Annotated in this window: 14 protein-coding genes; 10 read left to right on the top strand and 4 right to left on the bottom strand. The window is 47.1% G+C overall.

Going from position 1 to position 20,723, the window contains the following annotated elements; translation table 11 throughout:
- Positions 1–37 precede the first annotated feature (37 nt).
- The 10 genes from DQG23_RS11350 to DQG23_RS11305 all read left to right on the top strand — a co-directional run bounded on the left by DQG23_RS11350 (position 38) and on the right by DQG23_RS11305 (position 16,538).
- Positions 38–2,434, top strand: a complete 2,397-nt coding sequence (locus DQG23_RS11350) for a helix-turn-helix domain-containing protein (RefSeq protein WP_113030955.1) — start codon at positions 38–40, stop codon at positions 2,432–2,434.
- Positions 2,435–2,563: 129 nt separating this feature from the next.
- Positions 2,564–3,601 carry a Gfo/Idh/MocA family protein gene (locus DQG23_RS11345; RefSeq protein WP_158560415.1) on the top strand — a complete coding sequence of 346 codons (1,038 nt, stop codon included), beginning with the start codon at positions 2,564–2,566 and terminating at the stop codon, positions 3,599–3,601.
- A gap of 229 nt (positions 3,602–3,830) precedes the next feature.
- Positions 3,831–7,271, top strand: a complete 3,441-nt coding sequence (locus DQG23_RS11340) for a cohesin domain-containing protein (RefSeq protein WP_158560414.1) — start codon at positions 3,831–3,833, stop codon at positions 7,269–7,271.
- 78 nt (positions 7,272–7,349) lie between these two features.
- Positions 7,350–8,372 (top strand): S-layer homology domain-containing protein, encoded by a 1,023-nt coding sequence (locus tag DQG23_RS11335; protein WP_158560413.1) that lies wholly within the window; start codon positions 7,350–7,352, stop codon positions 8,370–8,372.
- A gap of 441 nt (positions 8,373–8,813) precedes the next feature.
- Complete coding sequence (locus tag DQG23_RS11330; RefSeq protein ID WP_158560412.1) at positions 8,814–10,361, top strand: sensor histidine kinase; 1,548 nt, start codon at positions 8,814–8,816, stop codon at positions 10,359–10,361.
- The gene (locus DQG23_RS11325) at positions 10,358–11,902 is read left to right on the top strand and encodes a response regulator transcription factor (protein ID WP_113030950.1); all 1,545 of its coding nucleotides are present in this window, start codon (positions 10,358–10,360) and stop codon (positions 11,900–11,902) included. Before DQG23_RS11330 ends, DQG23_RS11325 begins: the two co-directional genes overlap by 4 nt.
- Positions 11,903–12,082: 180 nt before the next feature.
- On the top strand, positions 12,083–13,546 hold the full coding sequence (locus tag DQG23_RS11320; protein ID WP_158560411.1) for an ABC transporter substrate-binding protein: 1,464 nt from the start codon (positions 12,083–12,085) through the stop codon (positions 13,544–13,546).
- 63 nt (positions 13,547–13,609) lie between these two features.
- Complete coding sequence (locus tag DQG23_RS11315) at positions 13,610–14,572, top strand: carbohydrate ABC transporter permease (protein ID WP_146762291.1); 963 nt, start codon at positions 13,610–13,612, stop codon at positions 14,570–14,572.
- A 15-nt stretch (positions 14,573–14,587) separates the two neighbouring features.
- Positions 14,588–15,406, top strand: a complete 819-nt coding sequence (locus DQG23_RS11310) for a carbohydrate ABC transporter permease (RefSeq protein ID WP_113030947.1) — start codon at positions 14,588–14,590, stop codon at positions 15,404–15,406.
- Positions 15,407–15,443: 37 nt separating this feature from the next.
- Positions 15,444–16,538: a sialidase family protein gene (locus DQG23_RS11305; RefSeq protein ID WP_113030946.1), complete on the top strand. Its 1,095-nt coding sequence runs from the start codon at positions 15,444–15,446 to the stop codon at positions 16,536–16,538.
- Positions 16,539–16,625: 87 nt separating this feature from the next.
- Here the strand turns inward: DQG23_RS11305 and DQG23_RS11300 are convergent, their stop codons facing one another.
- The 4 genes from DQG23_RS11300 to DQG23_RS11285 form a co-directional block, all read right to left on the bottom strand.
- Complete coding sequence (locus DQG23_RS11300; RefSeq protein WP_238177844.1) at positions 16,626–17,000, bottom strand: Rpn family recombination-promoting nuclease/putative transposase; 375 nt, start codon at positions 16,998–17,000, stop codon at positions 16,626–16,628.
- A 522-nt stretch (positions 17,001–17,522) separates the two neighbouring features.
- Positions 17,523–18,347 (bottom strand): carbohydrate ABC transporter permease, encoded by an 825-nt coding sequence (locus tag DQG23_RS11295; protein ID WP_113030945.1) that lies wholly within the window; start codon positions 18,345–18,347, stop codon positions 17,523–17,525.
- 15 nt (positions 18,348–18,362) lie between these two features.
- Positions 18,363–19,286 carry a carbohydrate ABC transporter permease gene (locus DQG23_RS11290; protein WP_113030944.1) on the bottom strand — a complete coding sequence of 308 codons (924 nt, stop codon included), beginning with the start codon at positions 19,284–19,286 and terminating at the stop codon, positions 18,363–18,365.
- A 3-nt stretch (positions 19,287–19,289) separates the two neighbouring features.
- A complete protein-coding gene (locus DQG23_RS11285) occupies positions 19,290–20,606 on the bottom strand; it encodes an ABC transporter substrate-binding protein (RefSeq protein WP_113030943.1) in 1,317 nt (438 codons plus the stop codon).
- Between the last annotated feature and the right edge of the window lie 117 nt (positions 20,607–20,723).

The raw sequence follows: 20,723 nt of genomic DNA, 5'->3' as shown, positions 1-20,723 counted from the left end.
AACGATCCGGCTAAGGAAAAGGGGGCAATAAAATAGCATGATCGAAAAGATATTTACATTCAGAAGAACCCGGAAATTTTACTTTAAAGTGATCGGCTACACACTCTTTCTCTCTTTGCTTCCCGTTCTGATCATCAGCATATACCTGTATCACAATGTCAAAGCGTCGCTCAGAACCGAGCTGCTTAACGCTAATTCCAACTATTTATCCCAGACGGCCAATGCGTTGGAGATTATTATCAATCAAATCAGCAATAATTTCAGGCAGTTCACGCTAGACAGCACGATGCGGGAGTGGGAGAGATTCCCCAGGGGCAGCTACTACGAAGGGCTGAATAAGGATATCAGCGATTTGGATTTGCCCATTCTGGCACGGTATATCAATAGCAAAGCCAAAGTGAGATGGAACCTGGACAATATGAAATTCTCCAATGATTTCATTCATTCGGTGTTTCTAATCGATAGGGCCAAGGATGTTACACTGACGTCTTTCGGGACCGAATTGTCGGAGGATGAAGCGAACGCTCAGGAATGGATCGAAATTCCGGATGACGCAACGGAGTTTCCCTATTTCATGGAAGCGAGATTTATAAATAAGCCGGGGGCTGACGCAGAACAAATACTGCCTGTCATCTACAAATCTCCCAACATTAATAGCTATATGGTCGTTAACCTCAATGCGGATCTTATTTATGCCAGAATTGTAAAGAGTCTGGAAAGGCGTGAAAATGAAACCTTTTTCGCTTTGTCGAAAAACAATGCGGTGCTGCTTCACGACGGGCGGGAAGAGATGTACCGGAAAATCAGAGCGGAACTCGATGGCCGCATGTTGGATGATCTTCCTGCGGATCAGGACGTCATCGAGTACAACGACAAGCGGATGCTCGTCACTTACGAGACATCGCAGCTTCTTGGCTGGACGTTCGTCAGGGCGGTTGATCTGGATGGACTATATAGCAGCATCTTTCACATCAAAGGTCTCATATTCCTCTCTTCCTTTATGCTGATTGTGGCGACGGGACTTCTGGCCTTCATGGCCAGTCAAAGCATCTACGGGCCCGTGTTTCGCTTGCTCGCATATATGAAGAGTGTCGATTATACCGATCATTCGCAAGTACAACCGAATACGCAGTCGTACGATGAGTTCAAGACGATCGAGAACCGGTTTACTCGCTCTATCGAGGACAGAGCCAATCTGCAGCATCGATTGAGGGAAAGCCTGCCGGCTTATAAGGAGAAGTTTCTTACTACGCTGATCAAGAATAACAGGTATAGCAGGGAAGAAATGAGCGAGCGGATTTTAATGCTGGGACTTCGATTTGAACTGAAGGATATGGTGCTGTTGAATGTACTATTCGATGACCGGGGCAGGAAGGAGTTGGACTTCTCCAGCAGAAATCTGATCAATCTGCAAATCGTGGACATTCTGGAGCGGGTGCTCTTCAAAAGCCATTCCGGTTTTATCGTGGAGATGTCCGAGGACTTGTTTACCGTAGTATTGAATAGCAAGCAGTCGGACATGATGGACGTCTATGACCTAGCCGAAAATATGAAATCCGAAGTGAGGAGGACGCTTGACCTATACTGCACGATCGGTATAGGCCGGCATTGTTCGGACGTATATCAGCTGCACAAAGCGTACGACGAGGCGGAAGAGGCAATCGGGCACCGCGGCAACGGCGGGAATGGTGAAGTTATCTACATCGATGATGTGCGGCTTGAAAGTCTGCCGGTCTTCGTATATCCGAAGGAAAAGGAAACGAAATTGAACCAATTCGTCAAGAACGGGGAGACAGGACAGGCCAAGCTGGTATTCGCTGAGTTTGTGAAGGAAGTGAAAGAGCAGCAGGATCGGGTGCAATATCAGCAGTTGTTACAGGCTTTCGTTCAGCTGTGGGTGCGGTTGCTGGAAACGGCAAGCAATATGCGGCTGGATCTGCCCAAAGAGCTAGGTGTGAAAAACACTCTGTTCACCGTGCTTCTACAGAAAAAAGATGTGGAGGAGATGATCAGCTGGTCCGAAGACATGATCGGAGTCATGTCCGTTCATATTGACGGTGCATTCCGGGAAAAGAAAAACAATTACATCCAAGAAGTGATGAAACTGGGCGATAATTGCAGCGGCAAAGAGTTGTCGCTAGCGAATGCGGCTGACCATCTGCAGCTTAATCCCGCCTATTTGAGCAGAATCTTCAAAGACAAGACGGGAATGAATTTCCTGGAATATCTGACACAAGTTCGCATCGAGAAAAGCAAAAAGCTGCTGCATGAAACGAATTGGAAAATCAAAGAGATCGGCGAGGTATCAGGTTACAGCAATGTGAATTATTTTATCCGCGTATTCAAGGAAGTGACGGGTACGACCCCGCGGGAATACAGGAAGTTGTACAGCACTGGAGAATTACCGGCTAACTCCGGAGCTTCGCATCGATAGAAAGAGAAGTCAATTGTAGTAAAGCAATGTCAACTGTAGTTATGTTACGGCCGGTAACCGCGGCATTAAAATAAAGCTGTGATGGATCGGGATAGGTCGCGCTACAGAAGTAAAGAGCGGAGGAATAACATGAAGATAAAGGTTTTGCAAATTGGAGCCGGTTCGATGGGTACGCGCAGAATTCGTGATTTGACAGCTCGCGCGGATGTGGAAGTCGCCTTATTGGAAATGAGGACTGATCGGAGAGAGAAGGCAAGCAATCAATTTGGGATACCCTGTTTCGATTGTATGGAATCGGCGTTAGCTTGGGGAGCGGTTGCAATTAGTATTTCTACGCCGCCGCAGTCACACTCGCAGTATGTGAAGATCGCTTTGGACAGAGGCTTGCATTTTTTTTGCGAGGCTGAGCTGTTTCCGTTTCGTTATCGGGAAGTAGAGCGTAAAACAGCTGAAAAGCAAACGGTTGCCGCGCCTTCATGCACACTTCAATTTTTACCGCTATGCAAAGAATTATTGAGAATTGTGCGGGAAGAGCTTGGCGAGTTATTTGCCTATACTTTCTGCTTATCCATTGATATAGCCAGTTGGCATCCAGATGAAGGAACGGAATATTACGCACGTAATCGCAGCACGAATGGTACAAGAGAAATGGTAACTTTCGAATTAATCGGACTAACCGATCTGTTTTCCGAACCGCAAGGCGTAACAGGTATAGTGCGTACGGGAGGGGAGTTGGGACCGAACTATGAAGATAGCTGGAGCTTGCAAATGCGCTTAAAAAATGGCGGGATCGGTCAACTTGTCGTTCTAGGAGCGAGTCCTACGGTAACAAGAAAAGGCGTTGCCGTAGGCAGCAACGGAACAATCGAGTTTGATCTTCTCACAGGCGATATTCATCGTAGGTTACCGTTGCTTGGGATACACGATACGCGAAATTTTGGCAGTTTGTCGGATCTATTGGAATCCGTCTATAAAGAAGAGATTGACACTTATATTGAGGCGATTAAAGGGACCGATCAGTGGCCGCACGACTTTCGCAAAGCTAACGTGATATGCGGTACTTTGGCAGCTGCTGAGAAGAGCTCCGTTACAGGTAAAGTGGAAAAAGTGAATCCGGACTTTTTACCCGCTGAATTACCGGATCAGTACGAAGATGAAAGCGAATAGAGCAGCGGTACGATGTCAACTCTTCATGCAGGATCAACCTATTCAAGTGAAGTCAATTGGAATAAAGAAATGTAAACTGCAGTTATGTAAACGCTTCCGATAGATGGCTTATATTGTATTAGAGGAAAGGAGAATGGTGGACTTTCAAAGTATACGGTTTCGCTCTTCTGTATGCAAAAGCTTGGGATTACGATTGTTTCATTATTTTAATAACCGGGAGGATTCTTTGATGGCAAAGAATTTGGCGCGAAAAATCGTTTTTATTTGTTTAGCCGTTCTTATGGCTGCGGGAACGCTAATTGCAAATCCCATTCCCGCAAGTGCAGCCACAGCCGACGCAAATTTAATGCAAAATGCCGGATTCGAGAGCGGAACGCTAGATTCATGGAGTACGATTACGGCGGAGATCACGAACGTGCCCGCAAATGTCAGGTCGGGGACATATGCCGCGAAGATAACGCAATTAGGCGAACAAGTGAATCAGGTGGTGACCGGGTTATTGCCGAATACGAAGTATAAATTGACCGGTTATGCCAAAATGGACAGCGGGGCGACGTTCATTGGCGTTAATAGCTACGGCGGCGAGATTCTGGCCGAAACGCTTGTCGGAAATAGTTATACGAAAGGGACTGTCATCTTTACGACAGGTGAATCCAACACGTTCGCCCGAGTGTTCTGTTATAGACCGAGCGGGGATACGGGAAGCGCCTATTGCGACGATTTCTCATTGGAAGAAGTACCTGATGTCGTAACTAACGTACCTAACGTTTTCCCAATCGGTCTTTTTTGGCCGCCCGGACCAAACGATACTACAGATGAAAGATATAAAGAAATGAGAGAGATGAACGCCAATTTTTTCATTGGCAATAACTACGTAGTCTCACCGGAAGCTAACGATAAAGCCTTAAGGCTGGCGGAAGCGAATGATTTCAAAATCATGGTTAACGATAGCCGCTTCGCCGTAGACTTTTACAATGTACCGCAAACTGCGGGAGGCGGAACCCTTTCCGTCAGCGATTCTCAGCCGATCGGGCAGACGTTTAAGGTGAAGAGAGAAGATTTGGACACAGGCTGGTACATCGAAAGCGTCAAGCTTTTTGTCGATCCTGCCTCACCATGGGATCCCGGCACGATACTGACTCTTTCGATTTACGATAGTCCGGCTAAGCAAACTTTACTAAACAGCATTACGAGCAACTCGAGAGACGGCGCATTTCCTATAGGGAATATACCGATCGGCTTAAATCAATCTTATTACATGGAGGTCACGAGCAATAGCTCGACCCCTGTAAACCTATCGGCAAGCACAAGCGATGTATACAACGATGGAGAAGCCTATCGGAATGGCGTGCCGGAACATGCCGACCTTACGTTCGATATCACCTACTTTCAGCTCGTCTACGCCGATGGCGCCAGACTGCGTCCATCCGATGCCAGTTTGGATGCAATCACCGAAACCTATAAGGATTATGAGGCGACAAAAGGATATTATTTGCTTGATGAACCGAGCAGCAATTTTTATCCGAAGCTGCAGGAAGCAACGAAACGATTGAAAGCCAATGATCCCGATCATATGGTGTTTGTCAATTTGCTGCCGAATTTCGCTACCCCCGGACAACTGGGCTTCGAAAACTATACGGCGAGTGAACCATTAACCTCCCAACAATCGCTGGGGCAAACGTTCACGACGATGCCGGGTCAAACCCATATATCGACCGTTCAGATCTGGGTTGATCAGCAGACATGGAACGAAGGCGAGGAAGTGACCCTAAAGCTTTGGGATTCTCCGGCCAAAACGAACCTGATCGCCGGCGGCAGCCGTATGGGGGCAAATTCGAACTGGCCGCAGTTTAATCTTGATACCGATGTCCAAGAAAATACGCTGTATTATATGGAGTTTACGGTGGAGGGGAATGCTTCTATTGACGGAGTGGTCCGCTCGAAAATCGGCGACAACTGGATAAACGACGGAACGGCCTATAGGGATGGATCATTAATAGATGCTGACCTGTGGTTTACTTTTGATCAGAACATTCAAGGCGGAACTTATGAGGATTATGTGTCCCGCTGGGTAAGCACCCAACCGGATGTTCTCTCCTTTGATTTTTACCCTTATGCAAATGGATCGGAGTTTCGAGAAGGATATTATGCCAATCTGGAAATCATCCGAAATCATTCGTTATCGGCCGGGATTGATTTCTGGAGTTATATGCAATCCGTAGGTCATAACTGGCAGCGTGTTCCTAACGAATCGGAAATGCGTTATCAGGTCTATACGAATCTGGTCTATGGCGCAAAAGGCTATATGTGGTACACCTACTTTACACCGGCCGGGCATAATAACGGTCTGATTTTGCCGGACGGGACCAGAAACAATTCCTACTACTGGGCAAAGGATATCGATGCCGAAGTCCAATATCTCGGTTCGACGCTTTTGAAGCTGACTTCCAAAGAAGTTTATCATACCGGCAGCACGATTCCTGATTCTACAAAGGCGCTGCCTGCTAATTTTTTCTGGCAGCAGATTGGCGATCAACCCGCTGTTATCGGGTATTTCACCCACGAGAACGGCCGGAAATATGTGATGGTAGTGAATAACGACTATCAGAATTCGCAGACCTTATCGTTTCAATTATCGCCCGGCATCCATACTGTGACGGAAGTATCCAAAACGACTGGAGCGGAGGTCAGTACGAATTACAACAGTACGACCGGAACGCTGTCCGATAGCTTCGAACCGGGCGAGGGCAGATTGTACGCCTTGGATGCTTCGTTCGCCGATACCTTGACTACCGCAATCGATATGGATTTGACAACGACGGCCGGTACCGCTCTTAACGGCACGCTTAGTGCGAATGCTTCGTCCGGCGGCCCGCTTCTTTACAGCATCGAAACGAACGGAACGAAAGGCACCGTAACCTTAACAAATCCGACGACCGGAGCGTTTCGTTATACGCCGTTTCACGGCGCTGCGGGAACGGATACCTTTACGTTCAAAGCGAATGACGGCATAACGGATTCGAATATCGGGAAAGTATCGGTAACGATCTCTTCCGAACCGGCCGCAATCAGCACTTCTTTAACGGCTGAAAGAAGCTCGGTTCCTGCGGGAACGGAATTTAAAGTGAGCTATGGCTTAAACAATGTTACCGGGGCGGTTTACGGACAGGATATCAAATTGGATTACGATCCTGCCGTCATGGAATTTGTATCCGCAAGGTCCTTACTAGAAGGGCTTGCTCTTGTAGAAATAGTCAAGGAGCCTGCGGGCAAACTGCGGCTGATTGTTGCCAGTCAAGGCTCGGAGCATGCGATCGTTAGCAGCGGGCAAGCGATAGAGCTGACATTTAGAGCTAAAAATATTTCACAAACGGCGACAGGAGTAGTCTCGATTACGAGCGCGGCTCTTGGAAACGATCAAGGAAACGAGATCCTGGCCGCATTATCGTCTATTAGTATTCAGATTACGACAGGAGATACTGGCGGACATAGCACCGACATCAATCAAGACGGAAAAGTCACCATAGGCGATTTGTCCATCATGGCCGCTCATTACGGTAAAGACAGCAGCAGTCCGGATTGGCAGCAAGTGAAGAAAGCGGATATTAACGGAGACGGGAAAATTGATATCCTCGATCTCGCAGCGGTTGCCAAGAAGATTGTGGAATAACGGAACGTATAAACAGGAAGGGGAATCCTCCTTCCTGTTTGTACTAGACGGCCCTTTACCCAGCGAAAGGACGATATGATGAATCGTAAAATGATCCCCTGCCTATTAGTATGCTTACTCTGTTTTCCATGGCTGCTGCTTGCAACCGCTTCTGCGGAGACGGCATCATCGTTTTTATTGACCGCCGCTAAACCTGTTGACGGTAAAACGATCGTCACCATGAGCGGTAAAAACCTTGAAGATCTATATGGCTATGAGGCCAGATTTACGTTTGATCCCGACCACTTAGAGCTTGTGGAAGCTAAATCCAATCTGAACGGTTTTTCCGTATCCCCTATTATCAAGAAAAACGAGATCATCATCGCTCATACCAAAATCGGAAATGTAACCGGAGAAAGCGGGGATATCATCATCGGTACCCTGACATTTAAGACTAAAAATTACGGTACCTCCACCGTTAAGTGGGAATCCATGAAGGTGGTCGACCGCAATTTGTCCAATCAAACGTTTTCCTTAGGAGAGAGCATTTCCGTGTCAAAGGGGTTTCTAGATTTGGATGGCCATTGGGCCAAGGCAGATATAGAACTGCTTGCTTCGAAAAACATCATAAAAGGAATCGATGAAGATCTTTTTGCACCGGAAGCAAAAGTCACAAGAGCACAGTTTACCGCATTAATTGCTCGGGCGCTGGATCTGAAAGTTACTAGGAATCAAAACCCGTTTACCGATGTAACGCCTGGTTCTTGGTATGAGAATGAAGTAAATAGCGCTTATTCAGCAGGCATTATCCAAGGAAAGACAGAAACCAGCTTTGCTCCGGAAGAGAACATCTCAAGGGAAGAAATGGCTGTTTTGATGGTTAGAGCGAGCGACTATGCTTCAGAGTCTGCATCAAGGGACGATATCGATACTGGCTCCGTAATGACTTTCGCCGATTCGGAAGCTATAAGCGAGTGGGCCAAAGCGGAAGTCCAAATAGCTGTCCGTTTAGGAATCATGAATGGCAGAGCGGAGATGAGGTTTGTTCCTCTGGATCAGGCTACAAGGGCGGAAGCGGCGACGGTGATGAAAAGATTATTAACTTCGTTACGCCTTCTATAGCAAAAGAAGCGAGAAACGGGGCAAAGACGCAGAAAACAGGTGATTTACCGTACCTGTTTTTTTGTTTTTATTCAAATATAAGAATTTATAGGTTTCAACTACCAAGTGCTTATGTTTCAACGGTAAACGCGCGCGTCCCAAAGGACCGCGAAGCCGTTTATCCTTGCATTGCGATTCCCCTAGCCGGATAAATTGTTTCCATTAGTAATTTCACTTACTGGTATAATTTGATTCAATATACAATTACCATAATCTTATTTGTTTATGTGAGAATTGGAGGGAATGCCATTGTTTTTTACGATTCCAAGGAAATTGATAAGGAGTCTATGGAGAGTATTCGCGTCCAAGCTCTTTAATAAAATGATTCTCTTATACTCGGTATTGACCTTACTTCCGCTGATCCTCGTGATTAGTGTCTTTTATTATAGATCGACAGCCATTTTGGAGACGAAAATCACCGATTCGAAAAAACAATCATTGGTAGAGATGGTCGATAAAATAGACGGATATTTACGGGATGTTACTCTACAAGCCGCGCAGATCCAAAGGGATGATAGTATTGCAACCGCTTTACGGGAGGATTTTACCTCTACTGACAAAAATCAAGAGAGCTTTACGAGCAGAGGCAAACGTGTTAATGAACGATTGTCCGAGTGGAAATTAAGAAGCGAATTTATCGATGCCATATACTTAGTTAACGCAAATCAACAGGTCTATTATGCCGATTCCGAATACAAGCTTGAGTCTATGCTTGCTCTGGAAGCCATGGCGCACGAGAAGCCCGAGGCTTTCGTTTGGGCTCCCTTTAACGATCATAACCGGTTGGTAGGCGCTAAGGAAATGCTTCATGAGCCTACTGGAAAAAAAATCGGTCTCTTGATTGTCATGCTGAATCCGGAGCGGATAGCGAAGGCCTATTCAACCTACGGCAGTCAGGAATTTTTTATGACGAACGCCGGCGGGCTGATTTTGTCCAATGCAAACCAACAACAAATCGGCACTCGTTTTCGTCTGCCGGATACCAAGAATACGGTTCTATTAGAAAGAGTATCCGATTATTCGGGATTCCGTTTTATCAGCCTTTTTTCAAAATCCAGCTTCCACGAGGAAATTGATAGCTTGGCTTTTTTTGCACTGTTTATTACAGCGGTAACAGGGCTTCTTGTACTGATTCTGACCGTTATTATATTGCGCCGGGTGACAACGCCGATTGCGAGATTAAGTAATCTGATGGGGAAGGCCCAGAAGGAGATTTACGAAAAGATCGACAATATCAAAACGATTGATGAAGTCGGACGGCTCTGTGTCAGCTTTAATCATTTGATTACGGATATACAAAATTTAATTGAAAAGGTTTACAAAGTCGATCTGCTGAACAAAGAAGCCGAACTTAAAATGATTAAGGCCCAGATCAATCCGCATTTTCTATACAACACGCTGGAATCCGTCAACATCATGGCTAAAGAGCTTGGTTCAACGGCTATACCGGACATGATCCGGTTGCTGGCCGCTATTTTTCGCTTTTCGATCTCGCCGGGAAGCGATTTGATTCCTCTGAAAAATGAGCTTCAATTCGTTTTGTACTATTTACAGCTGGCTAAGTACCGATACAAGGAACGGCTGACTTGGACAATCGACGTTTCGGAAGAGCTGCAGCAGGTTATCGTGCCGAAGCTCATTTTACAGCCGCTTGTGGAAAATGCCATTATTCATGGAATTGACCTGATTCAGGAACAAGGCATCATTAAGATCAGCGCTTATTTGCACGAATACGATTTGATTGTCGAAATACAGGATAATGGAGCGGGACTTAACCTGTCATCCAAGGATCATCCAAGCTTAGGGATTGGTTTAAATAATGTGAAGCAGCGGATTCAGCTGCTTTATGGCCGAAGATACGGGTTAACGATAGAGCCGGCATTGGACTGCGGGACGATCGTCCGCTTACGCTTGCCTATTAATTTAATGAAGGATGATGAACCTCAATGAAAATCATGATCGTAGACGATGAAGAGCTCATTCGGAATCACCTTGCCCATTTAACGGAATGGAGCGATTTGGGTTGTCAAATAACAGGTGTTGCGGCGAATGGAGTCGAAGCGCTTGAGCGGATTCCAGCGGATAAACCGGATCTCGTTATTACCGATATCCGTATGCCGCTTATGAACGGCATTCAATTAGCCGAGCAGATTAAAGCGAGGTTTCCGCACATCCGGTTTCTCTTTTTGACCGCATTTAATGACTTTCAATATGCGCAGCATGCGGTAAAGCTGGGGGCGGCGGATTTTATCCTCAAGCCCATTCAGAATGCGGAGCTGCTCCGCTCCGTCGAGTTAATCATGCAGGGGGAAGAGCGGACGAGCCGGGAAGACAGGCTCAAGCAGGAACAAGTCATTCAGTCTATGCTTAGCCATGTCGTTAATGAGCGGGATAAATATGCCGTTGCTAGTGAGAATGGATTGGAAGACCGTGAAATCATTGTCGTTTGTGTTGTGATTGATAATGCAGATGTTCTAATAGAGACTGGGGAAGTGTATTCGTTCGTTGCTTTGAGGGAAGCGATGACCCAAATTCTCGATTATAATCCCTATAGCTATTGGGATTATTCGGATAGCAAGGGACTCTATCTTATCCTGTTTAAGCCGCATGGCGATCTGTGGGAGATGCGCGGGGACAGCATGAAAATGGCCGGCGATATGCTTGATCGCTGTAAAGAGTCGTTTCCGTTTGCCGTATCGATCTGTATCAGCAAAGTGAAGCCTTCTATTTTGTACTTACATCAAGCCTGGAAGGAAATCAAGGACTGCTTGGACTATCGGATGCTGCTTGGCAAAGGCTCGATCATTTCTAACGATGCGCTCCCAAATCGCGTGCAGGGCAACATGAATGGCGCTGACCAGCTCAATGAGTTAATCGTTATGCTGCGTAAAGGGGAAAAAGAAAAAGTTCCTTCCTATTTGCTTTCCATATCCAGGGAGATGATGGGGAAAGGACTGACGAAAACCAATATCCATACTTTCGCCCTGCAAGTCATTCAAAGAGTAGAAATGCTTCTGCTGGAATACAATTTGCGAATTCCCGAAGAAATTCAGTTGCAAACTCGCAAGACCATTTTATCCTTTGATATTTTGTTTGATTTAATGTTGTTTCTGGAGCAATGGCTGGAGGAGTCTGCAGATCGAATTATTGCGACCAACCGGAATCAATCGATGAATGGACTTGTCAAAGAAATTTGTACTTATTTACGAAGTAAATCCGCTGAAGACATGTCTTTGGAGAGGCTGGCAGACTATTTTCATATGAATCATTCTTATCTCAGCCGTTTGATTAAAAAAGAGACCGGTCAAAATTTTCGCGATTTGCTCTGGTCTTACCGAATTGAAGCTGCCAAACGAATGCTGCTTGAAACGAGGATGAAGGCGAATGAAATTGCCTATGAAGTCGGATTCAAGGATCCGGCGCATTTTAGCATATTATTCAAAAAACATGTGGGCTTGAGTCCGATGAACTACCGCGAACAAATCAAATAAAAGTACGATCGGCAAACTGGTCAACTACAGAAAAGCAATGTCAAGTGCAGTTATTCGTCGCATTCGCTTCCCAAGCTATAATTGGACTAAGTGAAAGGGGCAAATGGAAAGGACTTGCAAAAGCGGTCCTTCGGTACGCGATTCGCCTCACCGTACATTATGAAACAGGGGGAACGAAGAATGGGAAAGGTTATGCTGAGAAGATTGGCACCTGCATCGGTTTTATCCTTATCGTTATTGATTTCAGCGTGTTCAAGCACTCCATCGCCGGCTTCATCGGTCGAACCGTCGGCAACGGGGCAAGCGTCAAACTCGCCGGACACGGCGGCTAAGGAAATGACGATTAAGTTTGACCCGCAAGGTTATTTGCCGCGGGAAAGTACGACGAAGGATCCAGCCGTACACAAGGTAATGAAGGAGTTGGCAGACGAATATACGAAGCTGAAACCAAACATCAAGATTGAGTTTGTAGAAGTGACGGCACCTGACCGCAAGGCATGGCTGCAAGCAAGAATGCTGAGCAAGGATGCGCCGGATATTTTCTGGACGAATTTCGAGGAAACGTGGACCAACTATCAAAAAGGCTGGTTTCTTCAGATGGACCCTTGGTTGAATAAACCAAATCCATATAACGATAATAAAATTTGGAAGGATACATTTGTGACAGGCATTATTGACGCCGTCAGAGCACCGGACGGTAAAGCGTATACCATTCCCGGGGACGGTGTCGCGATAGGTATTTATTACAACAAGACGATCTTTGACAAGCTTAGCTTAACCGTACCGAAAACTTGGACTGCATTCATCGAGGTACAGGAGAAAATTAAAGCGTCCGGGGTCATACCGATAGCTTTTAGCACAGAGTCCGCTTCTTCCGGTCCGTGGGCCGATACGATTATGCATAGCGAATTTATGCTCGATAAGATCAAGGATATCGATACTAGCGGTAACGGCAGATTGGAGCCGAATGAGACTGTTAAAGCCATTAAGGACGGAAAGTTTCCCCTTAAGGAAGTCGTCAAGCAAGAGTATACGCTGCTGAAGGAATGGTCGCAGCAATGGCCTAAAGGCTTTAATGCGCAAATCGATGAAGAACAAATGTTTGAATCCGGAAAAGCCGCCATGTTTATGGCTGGAAATCAATATGCGGATTATTTGAAGAAATCAAATTTCGGATTTGAATTCGGGGTGTTCAGCTTCCCGGCTATTACTCAGGATGTTGCATCCGCCGCGTCAGGCAAGGCAACCAAAATCTACGGGCCATGGGGGCCTGCACAGTGGTTGGTACCTGGTTATTTGGAGCAAGAGGATCCGAAAAAAGTGGCGGCTATTATGGATTTTCTAATGTTTCTCGGCAGTCCTGACAATATGACGCGGATTTCGGCGGAAGGCTTGACGATTCCGAACATTCTTGGGGCGAAAACGCCCGAGGGCCAGGAACCGTTTATAAACGAGATCCCGCTAACCATTATGCAGGGCTATCATGCGCTTCTTGATGCGCCGTTCAAAGATAAAATGAAGGCCGCGATGCAGCTTTATCTTAATGGAGATTGGACCATCGATAAGTTTACCGATGAAGTCATGAAATATTATAAAGAAGCAGCTGACCGCATGGCAGAGGCTAATCCAGACTGGTTGAAATAGACCGGTATCCATAATTGGGGCTTCTAAACGGAGGCCCCTTTATCAATTTTGCAGGAATGGAAGATGAACATGCCCTATTCGGATGCAAAGACGCTTCAACTCAACAGGAATCGGCAAGTAAACGACAAGAAAAGAAAACAGATAAAAGTTACCATCAAAGCTTATTTATTTCTGCTGCCCACGATTCTATTGATCATGACCTTCAGTTATTACCCGGCGTTATCCGCATTTTATTATTCGTTTACGAATTGGGACGGGTTTCAGACAGCGAAGATTATCGGTTTTAAAAATTTTGAAATCATTTTTACTTCGGATGAGTTTCGCCGAGCTTTTCTGAATTTATTTTGGTTCTCTGCGTTTAATGTGATCACAGCGCTCACAGCCCCGCTTTTGGTTGCCTTGCTCATTTATAAAGTCAAACATGCCAAGCTGCAAAATATGTACCGGCTATTGTTCGTATTTCCGATGGTGGTGCCGGGCATGGTGACGATCTTGCTGTGGAAGTTTATCTTAAACCCGGATGTTGGCTTGTTGAATTCCTTTCTCGCTGCCATAGGCGTCCCCGACGAACATTTGCCGTTATGGCTGGCAAGCATGAAAATGGCGCTCCCATCGCTATTGTTAGTTGGCTTTCCTTGGATTTCGGGCGTTTCCGTATTGATCTATTTGGCCGGTTTCCAAAGCATACCGGTTTCTCTGCGAGAGGCAGCAATTGTAGACGGAGCGAACGGAACGACATTATTTTTCCGGATAGAGCTGCCGCTAATTATGTCGCAAATCAAACTGATCATGATTTTAACGATTATTTCGGTGCTGCAAACGTTTAGTCTGCAGCTCGTTCTTACCAATGGAGGGCCGGCTAATACGACAACCGTTCCAGGTTATATCATGTATCGCGAAGCGGTGACCAATAGTCAGATGGGGTTCGCGTGTGCGATTGGCGTCGTGTTATTTATTATGATTTTCATCCTCACGGTGATCAACAATACATTTCTGAAATCGTCCACGGAGTTCGATCAGAATTAAGAGAGGTAAGAGACCATGAATAAGTTAACCTATCGTTCAGGGATTAAACATGTCGTTCTAGCTGCCCTTGGACTTCTGACGTTCATTCCGTTTATCATGCTGGTGCTGATCTCTTTTAAGGATGCCAAACAGTTTGCGACCCACCGTTGGGTACTCACGTTTCCGCTGCATCTGGAAAACTACACGGAAGCCTGGCATCAGATTCAGAGATTTATCTTAAATAGCTTTATCATAAGCGGTGTAACTGTCGTCGGCGTGATTATCGTTTCCTGTCTAGCCGCTTATCCGCTTGCCCGAATGCGGTTTTTCCTCAAGGAACAGATCTACTTTTTGATTATTTCCTTATTGATGATTCCGAGCGTTCTAACCTTAGTGCCGCTTTTTGGGATTGTTATCAAACTGCATATCCTCAACAACTGGCTTGGATTATGGGGGCCGTATATTGCCGGGGGTCAAGTGTTTTGTATCTTCGTATTACGCTCTTTCTTTGCATCTTTGTCGGAAGAGATGTTTGAAGCGGCGAGAATGGACGGTGCAGGGGAGGCCAAAGTTCTGCTTAGTATCGTCGTGCCGTTGTCGAAGCCCATAATCGGGACATTGGCGATGTTAAATATTTTATCGACCTGGAACGAATATGTGTGGCCGATCATGGTGATGAACAGCATCAAGCTTCAGCCCATACCTGTCGGACTCCTTTATTTCACCCAAAAACAGACGGACTACGGCTCGTTGTTCGCAGGTTATGCCATTGCATCAGTGCCGCTCGTGTTGTTGTTTGCGTTTGCCAGTAAACAGTTTGTTGAAGGCTTGTCCTCCGGTTCGGTAAAGATGTAGACGGTTCAATGCACAGATTACATTGGAGGTTTTCAGGATGAGGAATGGAACATTCGGAAAAGTCGTAATGGAGCTTTCTCCGACGGAGGATAATCCGCGCAATAGCGAGGGTTCTTTTATAGACTTGAAAGACGGCCGATTGATGTTCGTTTATAGCCGCTTTGTAGGCGAAACCGAAGACGATTATGCTTTTGCTTTAATCGCCAAAAGGTATTCGTCTGACCAAGGGAATAGTTGGTCCGAGGATGAGATCATCGCAAGCCCGACAGAATATGATGCTTTGAATATAATGAGCGTTAGCTTACTGCGTCTTGCAAACGAGGATATCGGGTTATTCCATTTGATTCGATATGGCTTTCATGATACCAGGCTTTATTTACGAAGGTCATCGGATGAAGGGAAAACTTGGAGCGAAGCGGTTTGCTGTATGCCGGGGCCGGGATATTATAACGTCAATAATGATCGGGTGATTCGACTATCAAGCGGGAGACTGGTCGTACCGGCATGTTATTTTCGGATGCAGGGTAACAATACGGCAGATTTAGGTTCATGGGATCCTCGCGCGATGCTGATGTTTTGCCTGTCCGATGATGATGGCGTTACATGGCGGGAGTCTCGCTCCTTTCATGCTCTTCCTGTTGCATGGTCGGAAGCGGGCTTCGACGAGCCTGGAGTCGTCGAGCTGATGAATGGCACGCTCTGGGCTTGGATCCGAACGGATCTTGGCCGGCAATACGAGTCGTTTTCGGTTGATGGAGGGGAGACCTGGAGTGTGCCGACGCCCTCGATATTCACTTCGCCCAGTTCACCGCTTTCCATGAAGCGGATCCAACAAAAGAATAACGTCCTATTGGCTGTTTGGAACCCAATTCCGACTTATCAAACACGCATTTATGAGCGACATTCCGGGGGACGTTCGCCGCTTGTCGGAGCGATCAGCCGCGATGAAGGAAAGACTTGGGAAGAGGAATTTGCCATGGAGACAAACGAGCGATCGGGATATTGTTATACCGCTATTCATTTCGTTGATGATTCCGTATTACTGGCTTATGCCGCTGGACATGCGGATGAAGGCTTCTGCCTACGAAGACTTCGCATACGAAAAGTTAAACTGTCGGAGTTTATGTCTTAGATGGTCAAATAAAAAGCTTTCAAATCCACAGGTAAAGTGGAGTCGAAAGCTTTTTTTTGCGTGGAGCTGGTTTATACTCTTAGGTTCTCATTGCAGCCGCTTGTCTAGCTCTTCAATGTCCGTAGAAGACAAGCCTGTCACTTCAGCAATAAGTGAAATAGATAAGCCTTTTTTCAACATGCTTGCTACAATTTCTTTATCTCTCTCTGCTTTGCCTTCCAACTTACCTTCCAGCTTGCCTTCCTCTCGTCCTCGCGTTTCCGCATAATCCAACGCGGAACGTTCATCAAGAAGCGCTTTTTTCCTCATCTCGTAAAGCATTCGCGCCTCTTTATTCTGACTAAGAAACTCCAGTGTCGTCATCGCCTTTTTCAAGCCTGGTGTATCCATTGCTAATTCCTCCCATCTGTCTTTGGGTGTGCCGTTAATGAACATCAGCCAATTTACCAGCCGGTGATCCATCTTTTGGGCCTTCAACCCCAAAGCTGCGCACTGCCAGAGATGTTATCTTCATTATACCAAAAATAGGGTGGAACGCAGTCCGGAGAGATGATTAGTGGAAACACTCGGTACCTGGTAAAGAAAAGGGCTTAACCAAATGGCCATCAAATGGTAGGGAAACTGGAAATTCTACATCTATTTCCCTGCCGTCACCCCTTTTGAAGCAATTAGATGGAAAATGTGAAGGTATTTTCATCGTTTCGGCTATTTTTTGATAGAATCAACAAAAATAGCTGCAGTATTTCCATGTAGATGCCGATTTTTCACTTTTTCAGAAAAAATAACTGGAGTTTTTCCATCTAGGCCTAGGCCGGGCATCGACATGAGGGCGTTCCCAATATCATTTTCTCAATTAGCAGACAGAGAAGCCCCCATCCGCACGATAGCAGTGGTTTGGAGGCTTCTCTGTCTAGGACTGCCCATTCCGCATTTACCTTCCGGTCAGCTCCATTAAGTCGCAGGCCTGACTCTGCACTCCAACAACTACTTAATCCCCGCCGTCAGCATGCCTTCGACGAAATAGCGCTGTCCGAACACGAACAGCACGATGATCGGAAGGGTGGCGTAGGTCGCGGCGGTCATCAGCATGGGCCAATCGGTGCCGAATTCGCCGACCATGTTGGCCATGCCGACCGGCAGCACCATCATCGTTTTGGACTTGGTGATGATGAGCGGCCACATGAAGTCGTTCCAGTGCGACAGAAACGTCACGAGAATCATCGTCGTCAGCACCGGCTTGGAATTGGGCATAACGATGCGCACGAGCGTCGACAAAGGATTGCAGCCGTCGAGCTTGGCCGCTTCGATCATTTCCGAGGGTATCGTCATGAATGACTGGCGGAACAAAAAGATGGAGAACGCCCCGACCATGGACGGAATGATCAAACCCTTGAAGCTGTCGAGCCAGCCGAATTCCTTGAGCAGCAGGAACTGCGGAATGATGACGACTTGATGAGGCACCATCAGCACGGCCAGCGTGCAGAGAAACACGATATGCTTGCCCCGGAAATGCAGGAAGGAGAAAGCGTAAGCCGCAAGCGAGCAAGTGACGACCTGCGACGCCACCCGCGCCGAGGCGACGAACAGCGAATTGCGGAACCATTGGAACAGCTCGGTTTGCTTCCAGATCTGAATGTAGTTCTCCCAGATCCACGCTTTGGGGAGCCATACGGGCGGGAATTGCAGCGTTTCGGGAGTCGTCTTCATCGAAGACGTCAGCATATAGAGAAACGGGATGGTCATGCCAATAGAAATGGCGGAAACTACGACGTAAAGCGCGATTTTTCCGGTAATTTTGGCGGCCGGCATCGGGTTTCCCCCTCCTTATCGTTCATAAAACACCCATTTTTTTTGCAGCTGGAATTGGACGATCGTAATCAGAATGATGACGAGAAACAGCACGGTCGACAAAGAGCTGGCATATCCGATATTGTAGCTGCGGAAGGCGTTCTCATAAATGTAGTACAAGAGTGTAGTCGACGAATCGCCGGGCCCGCCTTTGGTCATGACGTAGAACGTGTCGAATGCCTGGAAGGAGCCGATCAGATTGACGATCAAGAGGAAAAAGGTTGTCGGCGACACAAGCGGAACGGTTATATTCCAAAGCTTCCGCCAGGCTGTCGCTCCGTCGATTTCGGCGGCTTCGTACACATCCCTCGGGATGTTCTGCAGCGCCGCCAAATAAAAAATGGCGGTATACCCCGAGCCGGACCACAACGCCATCAAGGCGATGGAAGGCACGACAAGCTGGGGATCGTAAATCCAGCCCGGCTTTTGCAAGCCGAACAAGTCGAGCGCCGAGTTGATCAGGCCGTATTGCGGATTGTAGATAAGCAGCCAAACGAGCGATGTGGCGACGGTCATGCTGACGGAGGGCATAAAGAACAACGTCCGGAAGAAAACCGCGAACCGGATTTTATTAAGCAGCACGGCCAGCACGAGCGATACGGCGACTGTCGAAGGAACGAACAGCAGCACATAATAACAGGTAATTTTAAGCGAGTGATAAAACATAGGGTCGCGGAACAGCTTGAGATAGTTTTCTGCGCCTACGAACACTTTAGGGGTCAATATATCCCATTGATAAAAACCCAGGGCAACGGCATACAGGAGAGGCCCCCATAGAAAAAGAAGGAGTCCGGCCAGCGTAGGGGACAACATCCCCCACGCCCAGAACGTATCCCGCCGGAAAGCCGGAATTCCTCTTTTTACGGATTTATGCGTTTGAAGCTCAAGCGGACTAGGCATGGATTATTTCCCGCTATTCGTAGCTTTCAGCGCTTCGGTCAATTTGACGCTGACCGCCTTCAGCGCGTCTGCCGGTTTGGTCTGGTTCAGCAAGAGGAGATCGCCCTGTTTCGTCGCCTCGTTGTTCCATAGCGAAAAATTCGTCGTAGCCGGATAAATGGTGGCCAATGCGGTGGAGTCGATCAGCGCCTTCAAATTTTTATCGGGATTGAACTGAATGAAATTGCTCTGCAAATCTTTGCGGCTGCTGATGTTCGATTTGGAAAACTCGACCAGACTATCCTTCTGCCCGAGGAACAGAACGAAATCGGCCGCGACGTCCTTATGCTTGCTGTTGGCGGCAACGACGCGAGCCGGTCCGTGGGTCACGACTTTAATGCCTTGCGAGCCCTTCGGCCAAGGGGCGACATCCCAATCGATCGTGGCGTCCGAGCTCTTCAGTGTTCCGACAAGAGAGCTGCCGGTCGGGAGCATGGCGATTTTGCCGGCGATGAACAGATTGACAAGGTTGCCGTCGGGAGCGGCCGTTTTGTCGGGAGCCGATTTGTCGACGAAGACGAGATCCTGCAGCCACTGCAAGGTGTCGATATTTTCTTTGGATTCCAGCAGCGATGCGGTTTTGTCGTCATTGTATATTTTGCCGCCGTTCGAGAGCAGCCAATTTTGGGCGCTGAGCACATCCAGAGAGACCGCGGTTCCCCAGACGCTTCCCGGCTTCGTCAGCTGCTTCGCCACTTCGCGGAATTTATTAGTGTCCCATGTATCGTCCGGATAGGGGATTTTATTGTCGTCGAATATTTTTTTGTTATAAAAAATGCCGTTTCCGTCCATAGCCGCCGAAATGCCGTACGGCTCGTTTTTATATTTGTACAAGTCTTGGATGGAAGTAACGAAATCGGCTTCGTTATAATTGTTGCTTGTAATATAAGGCGTCAAGCTGGAGAGCTGCCCCTTGGTGACATAATCGGCGAAATTCGGACCGTTCATATCGAAAATATCCGGCAAATCTTTGCCGGCCGCTTGCGCGAGCAGCTTCTCCCAGTAGTTGGCCCATGGGAATACGTTTGTCGTTACTTTGAAGTCCAACTCGGGATGGAGCTTCTGATAAGCTACAGCTCTTTCGGTAATCCAATCCGCATAAGGCTGATACCAGGCGGCGTACGTAAGGGATACGGCTTTTTTGCCTTTGGCGGAGCCTTCAGGACTGCTGCTCGAGCCATTGCCGGTCGTACCGGAATTCGAGCAAGCGCTCACAAGGAGAGCAAGCAAAACGATGAAGACTGCGATCGGTTTTTTTCTCGCAAAATTGGTTTGGGACATTGTTCAACCACCTTTGTATTGTAGTTAGGGGGACGCGCGTCCTGCCCTAAACAATAGAGTCGAGCGGCGGTATGGTCAATAAACTTTATTTTTGACATAAACCGGATTTTGCATAAA

The organism is Paenibacillus contaminans (genome assembly GCF_003285015.1).
In the GTDB taxonomy this organism is placed as follows: domain Bacteria; phylum Bacillota; class Bacilli; order Paenibacillales; family NBRC-103111; genus Paenibacillus_V; species Paenibacillus_V contaminans.
This window is presented reverse-complemented; position numbering and strand designations above follow the sequence as displayed.

Excerpts from the sequence above, each read along its gene's own strand:
- DQG23_RS11350 (WP_113030955.1), top strand. The coding sequence starts at position 38 with ATGATCGAAAAGATATTTACATTCAGAAGAACCCGGAAATTTTACTTT.
- DQG23_RS11345 (WP_158560415.1), top strand. The coding sequence starts at position 2,564 with ATGAAGATAAAGGTTTTGCAAATTGGAGCCGGTTCGATGGGTACGCGC.
- DQG23_RS11340 (WP_158560414.1), top strand. The coding sequence starts at position 3,831 with ATGGCAAAGAATTTGGCGCGAAAAATCGTTTTTATTTGTTTAGCCGTT.
- DQG23_RS11335 (WP_158560413.1), top strand. The coding sequence starts at position 7,350 with ATGAATCGTAAAATGATCCCCTGCCTATTAGTATGCTTACTCTGTTTT.
- DQG23_RS11325 (WP_113030950.1), top strand. The coding sequence starts at position 10,358 with ATGAAAATCATGATCGTAGACGATGAAGAGCTCATTCGGAATCACCTT.
- DQG23_RS11320 (WP_158560411.1), top strand. The coding sequence starts at position 12,083 with ATGGGAAAGGTTATGCTGAGAAGATTGGCACCTGCATCGGTTTTATCC.
- DQG23_RS11315 (WP_146762291.1), top strand. The coding sequence starts at position 13,610 with ATGAACATGCCCTATTCGGATGCAAAGACGCTTCAACTCAACAGGAAT.
- DQG23_RS11310 (WP_113030947.1), top strand. The coding sequence starts at position 14,588 with ATGAATAAGTTAACCTATCGTTCAGGGATTAAACATGTCGTTCTAGCT.
- DQG23_RS11305 (WP_113030946.1), top strand. The coding sequence starts at position 15,444 with ATGAGGAATGGAACATTCGGAAAAGTCGTAATGGAGCTTTCTCCGACG.
- DQG23_RS11300 (WP_238177844.1), bottom strand. The coding sequence starts at position 17,000 with ATGGATCACCGGCTGGTAAATTGGCTGATGTTCATTAACGGCACACCC.
- DQG23_RS11295 (WP_113030945.1), bottom strand. The coding sequence starts at position 18,347 with ATGCCGGCCGCCAAAATTACCGGAAAAATCGCGCTTTACGTCGTAGTT.
- DQG23_RS11290 (WP_113030944.1), bottom strand. The coding sequence starts at position 19,286 with ATGCCTAGTCCGCTTGAGCTTCAAACGCATAAATCCGTAAAAAGAGGA.
- DQG23_RS11285 (WP_113030943.1), bottom strand. The coding sequence starts at position 20,606 with ATGTCCCAAACCAATTTTGCGAGAAAAAAACCGATCGCAGTCTTCATC.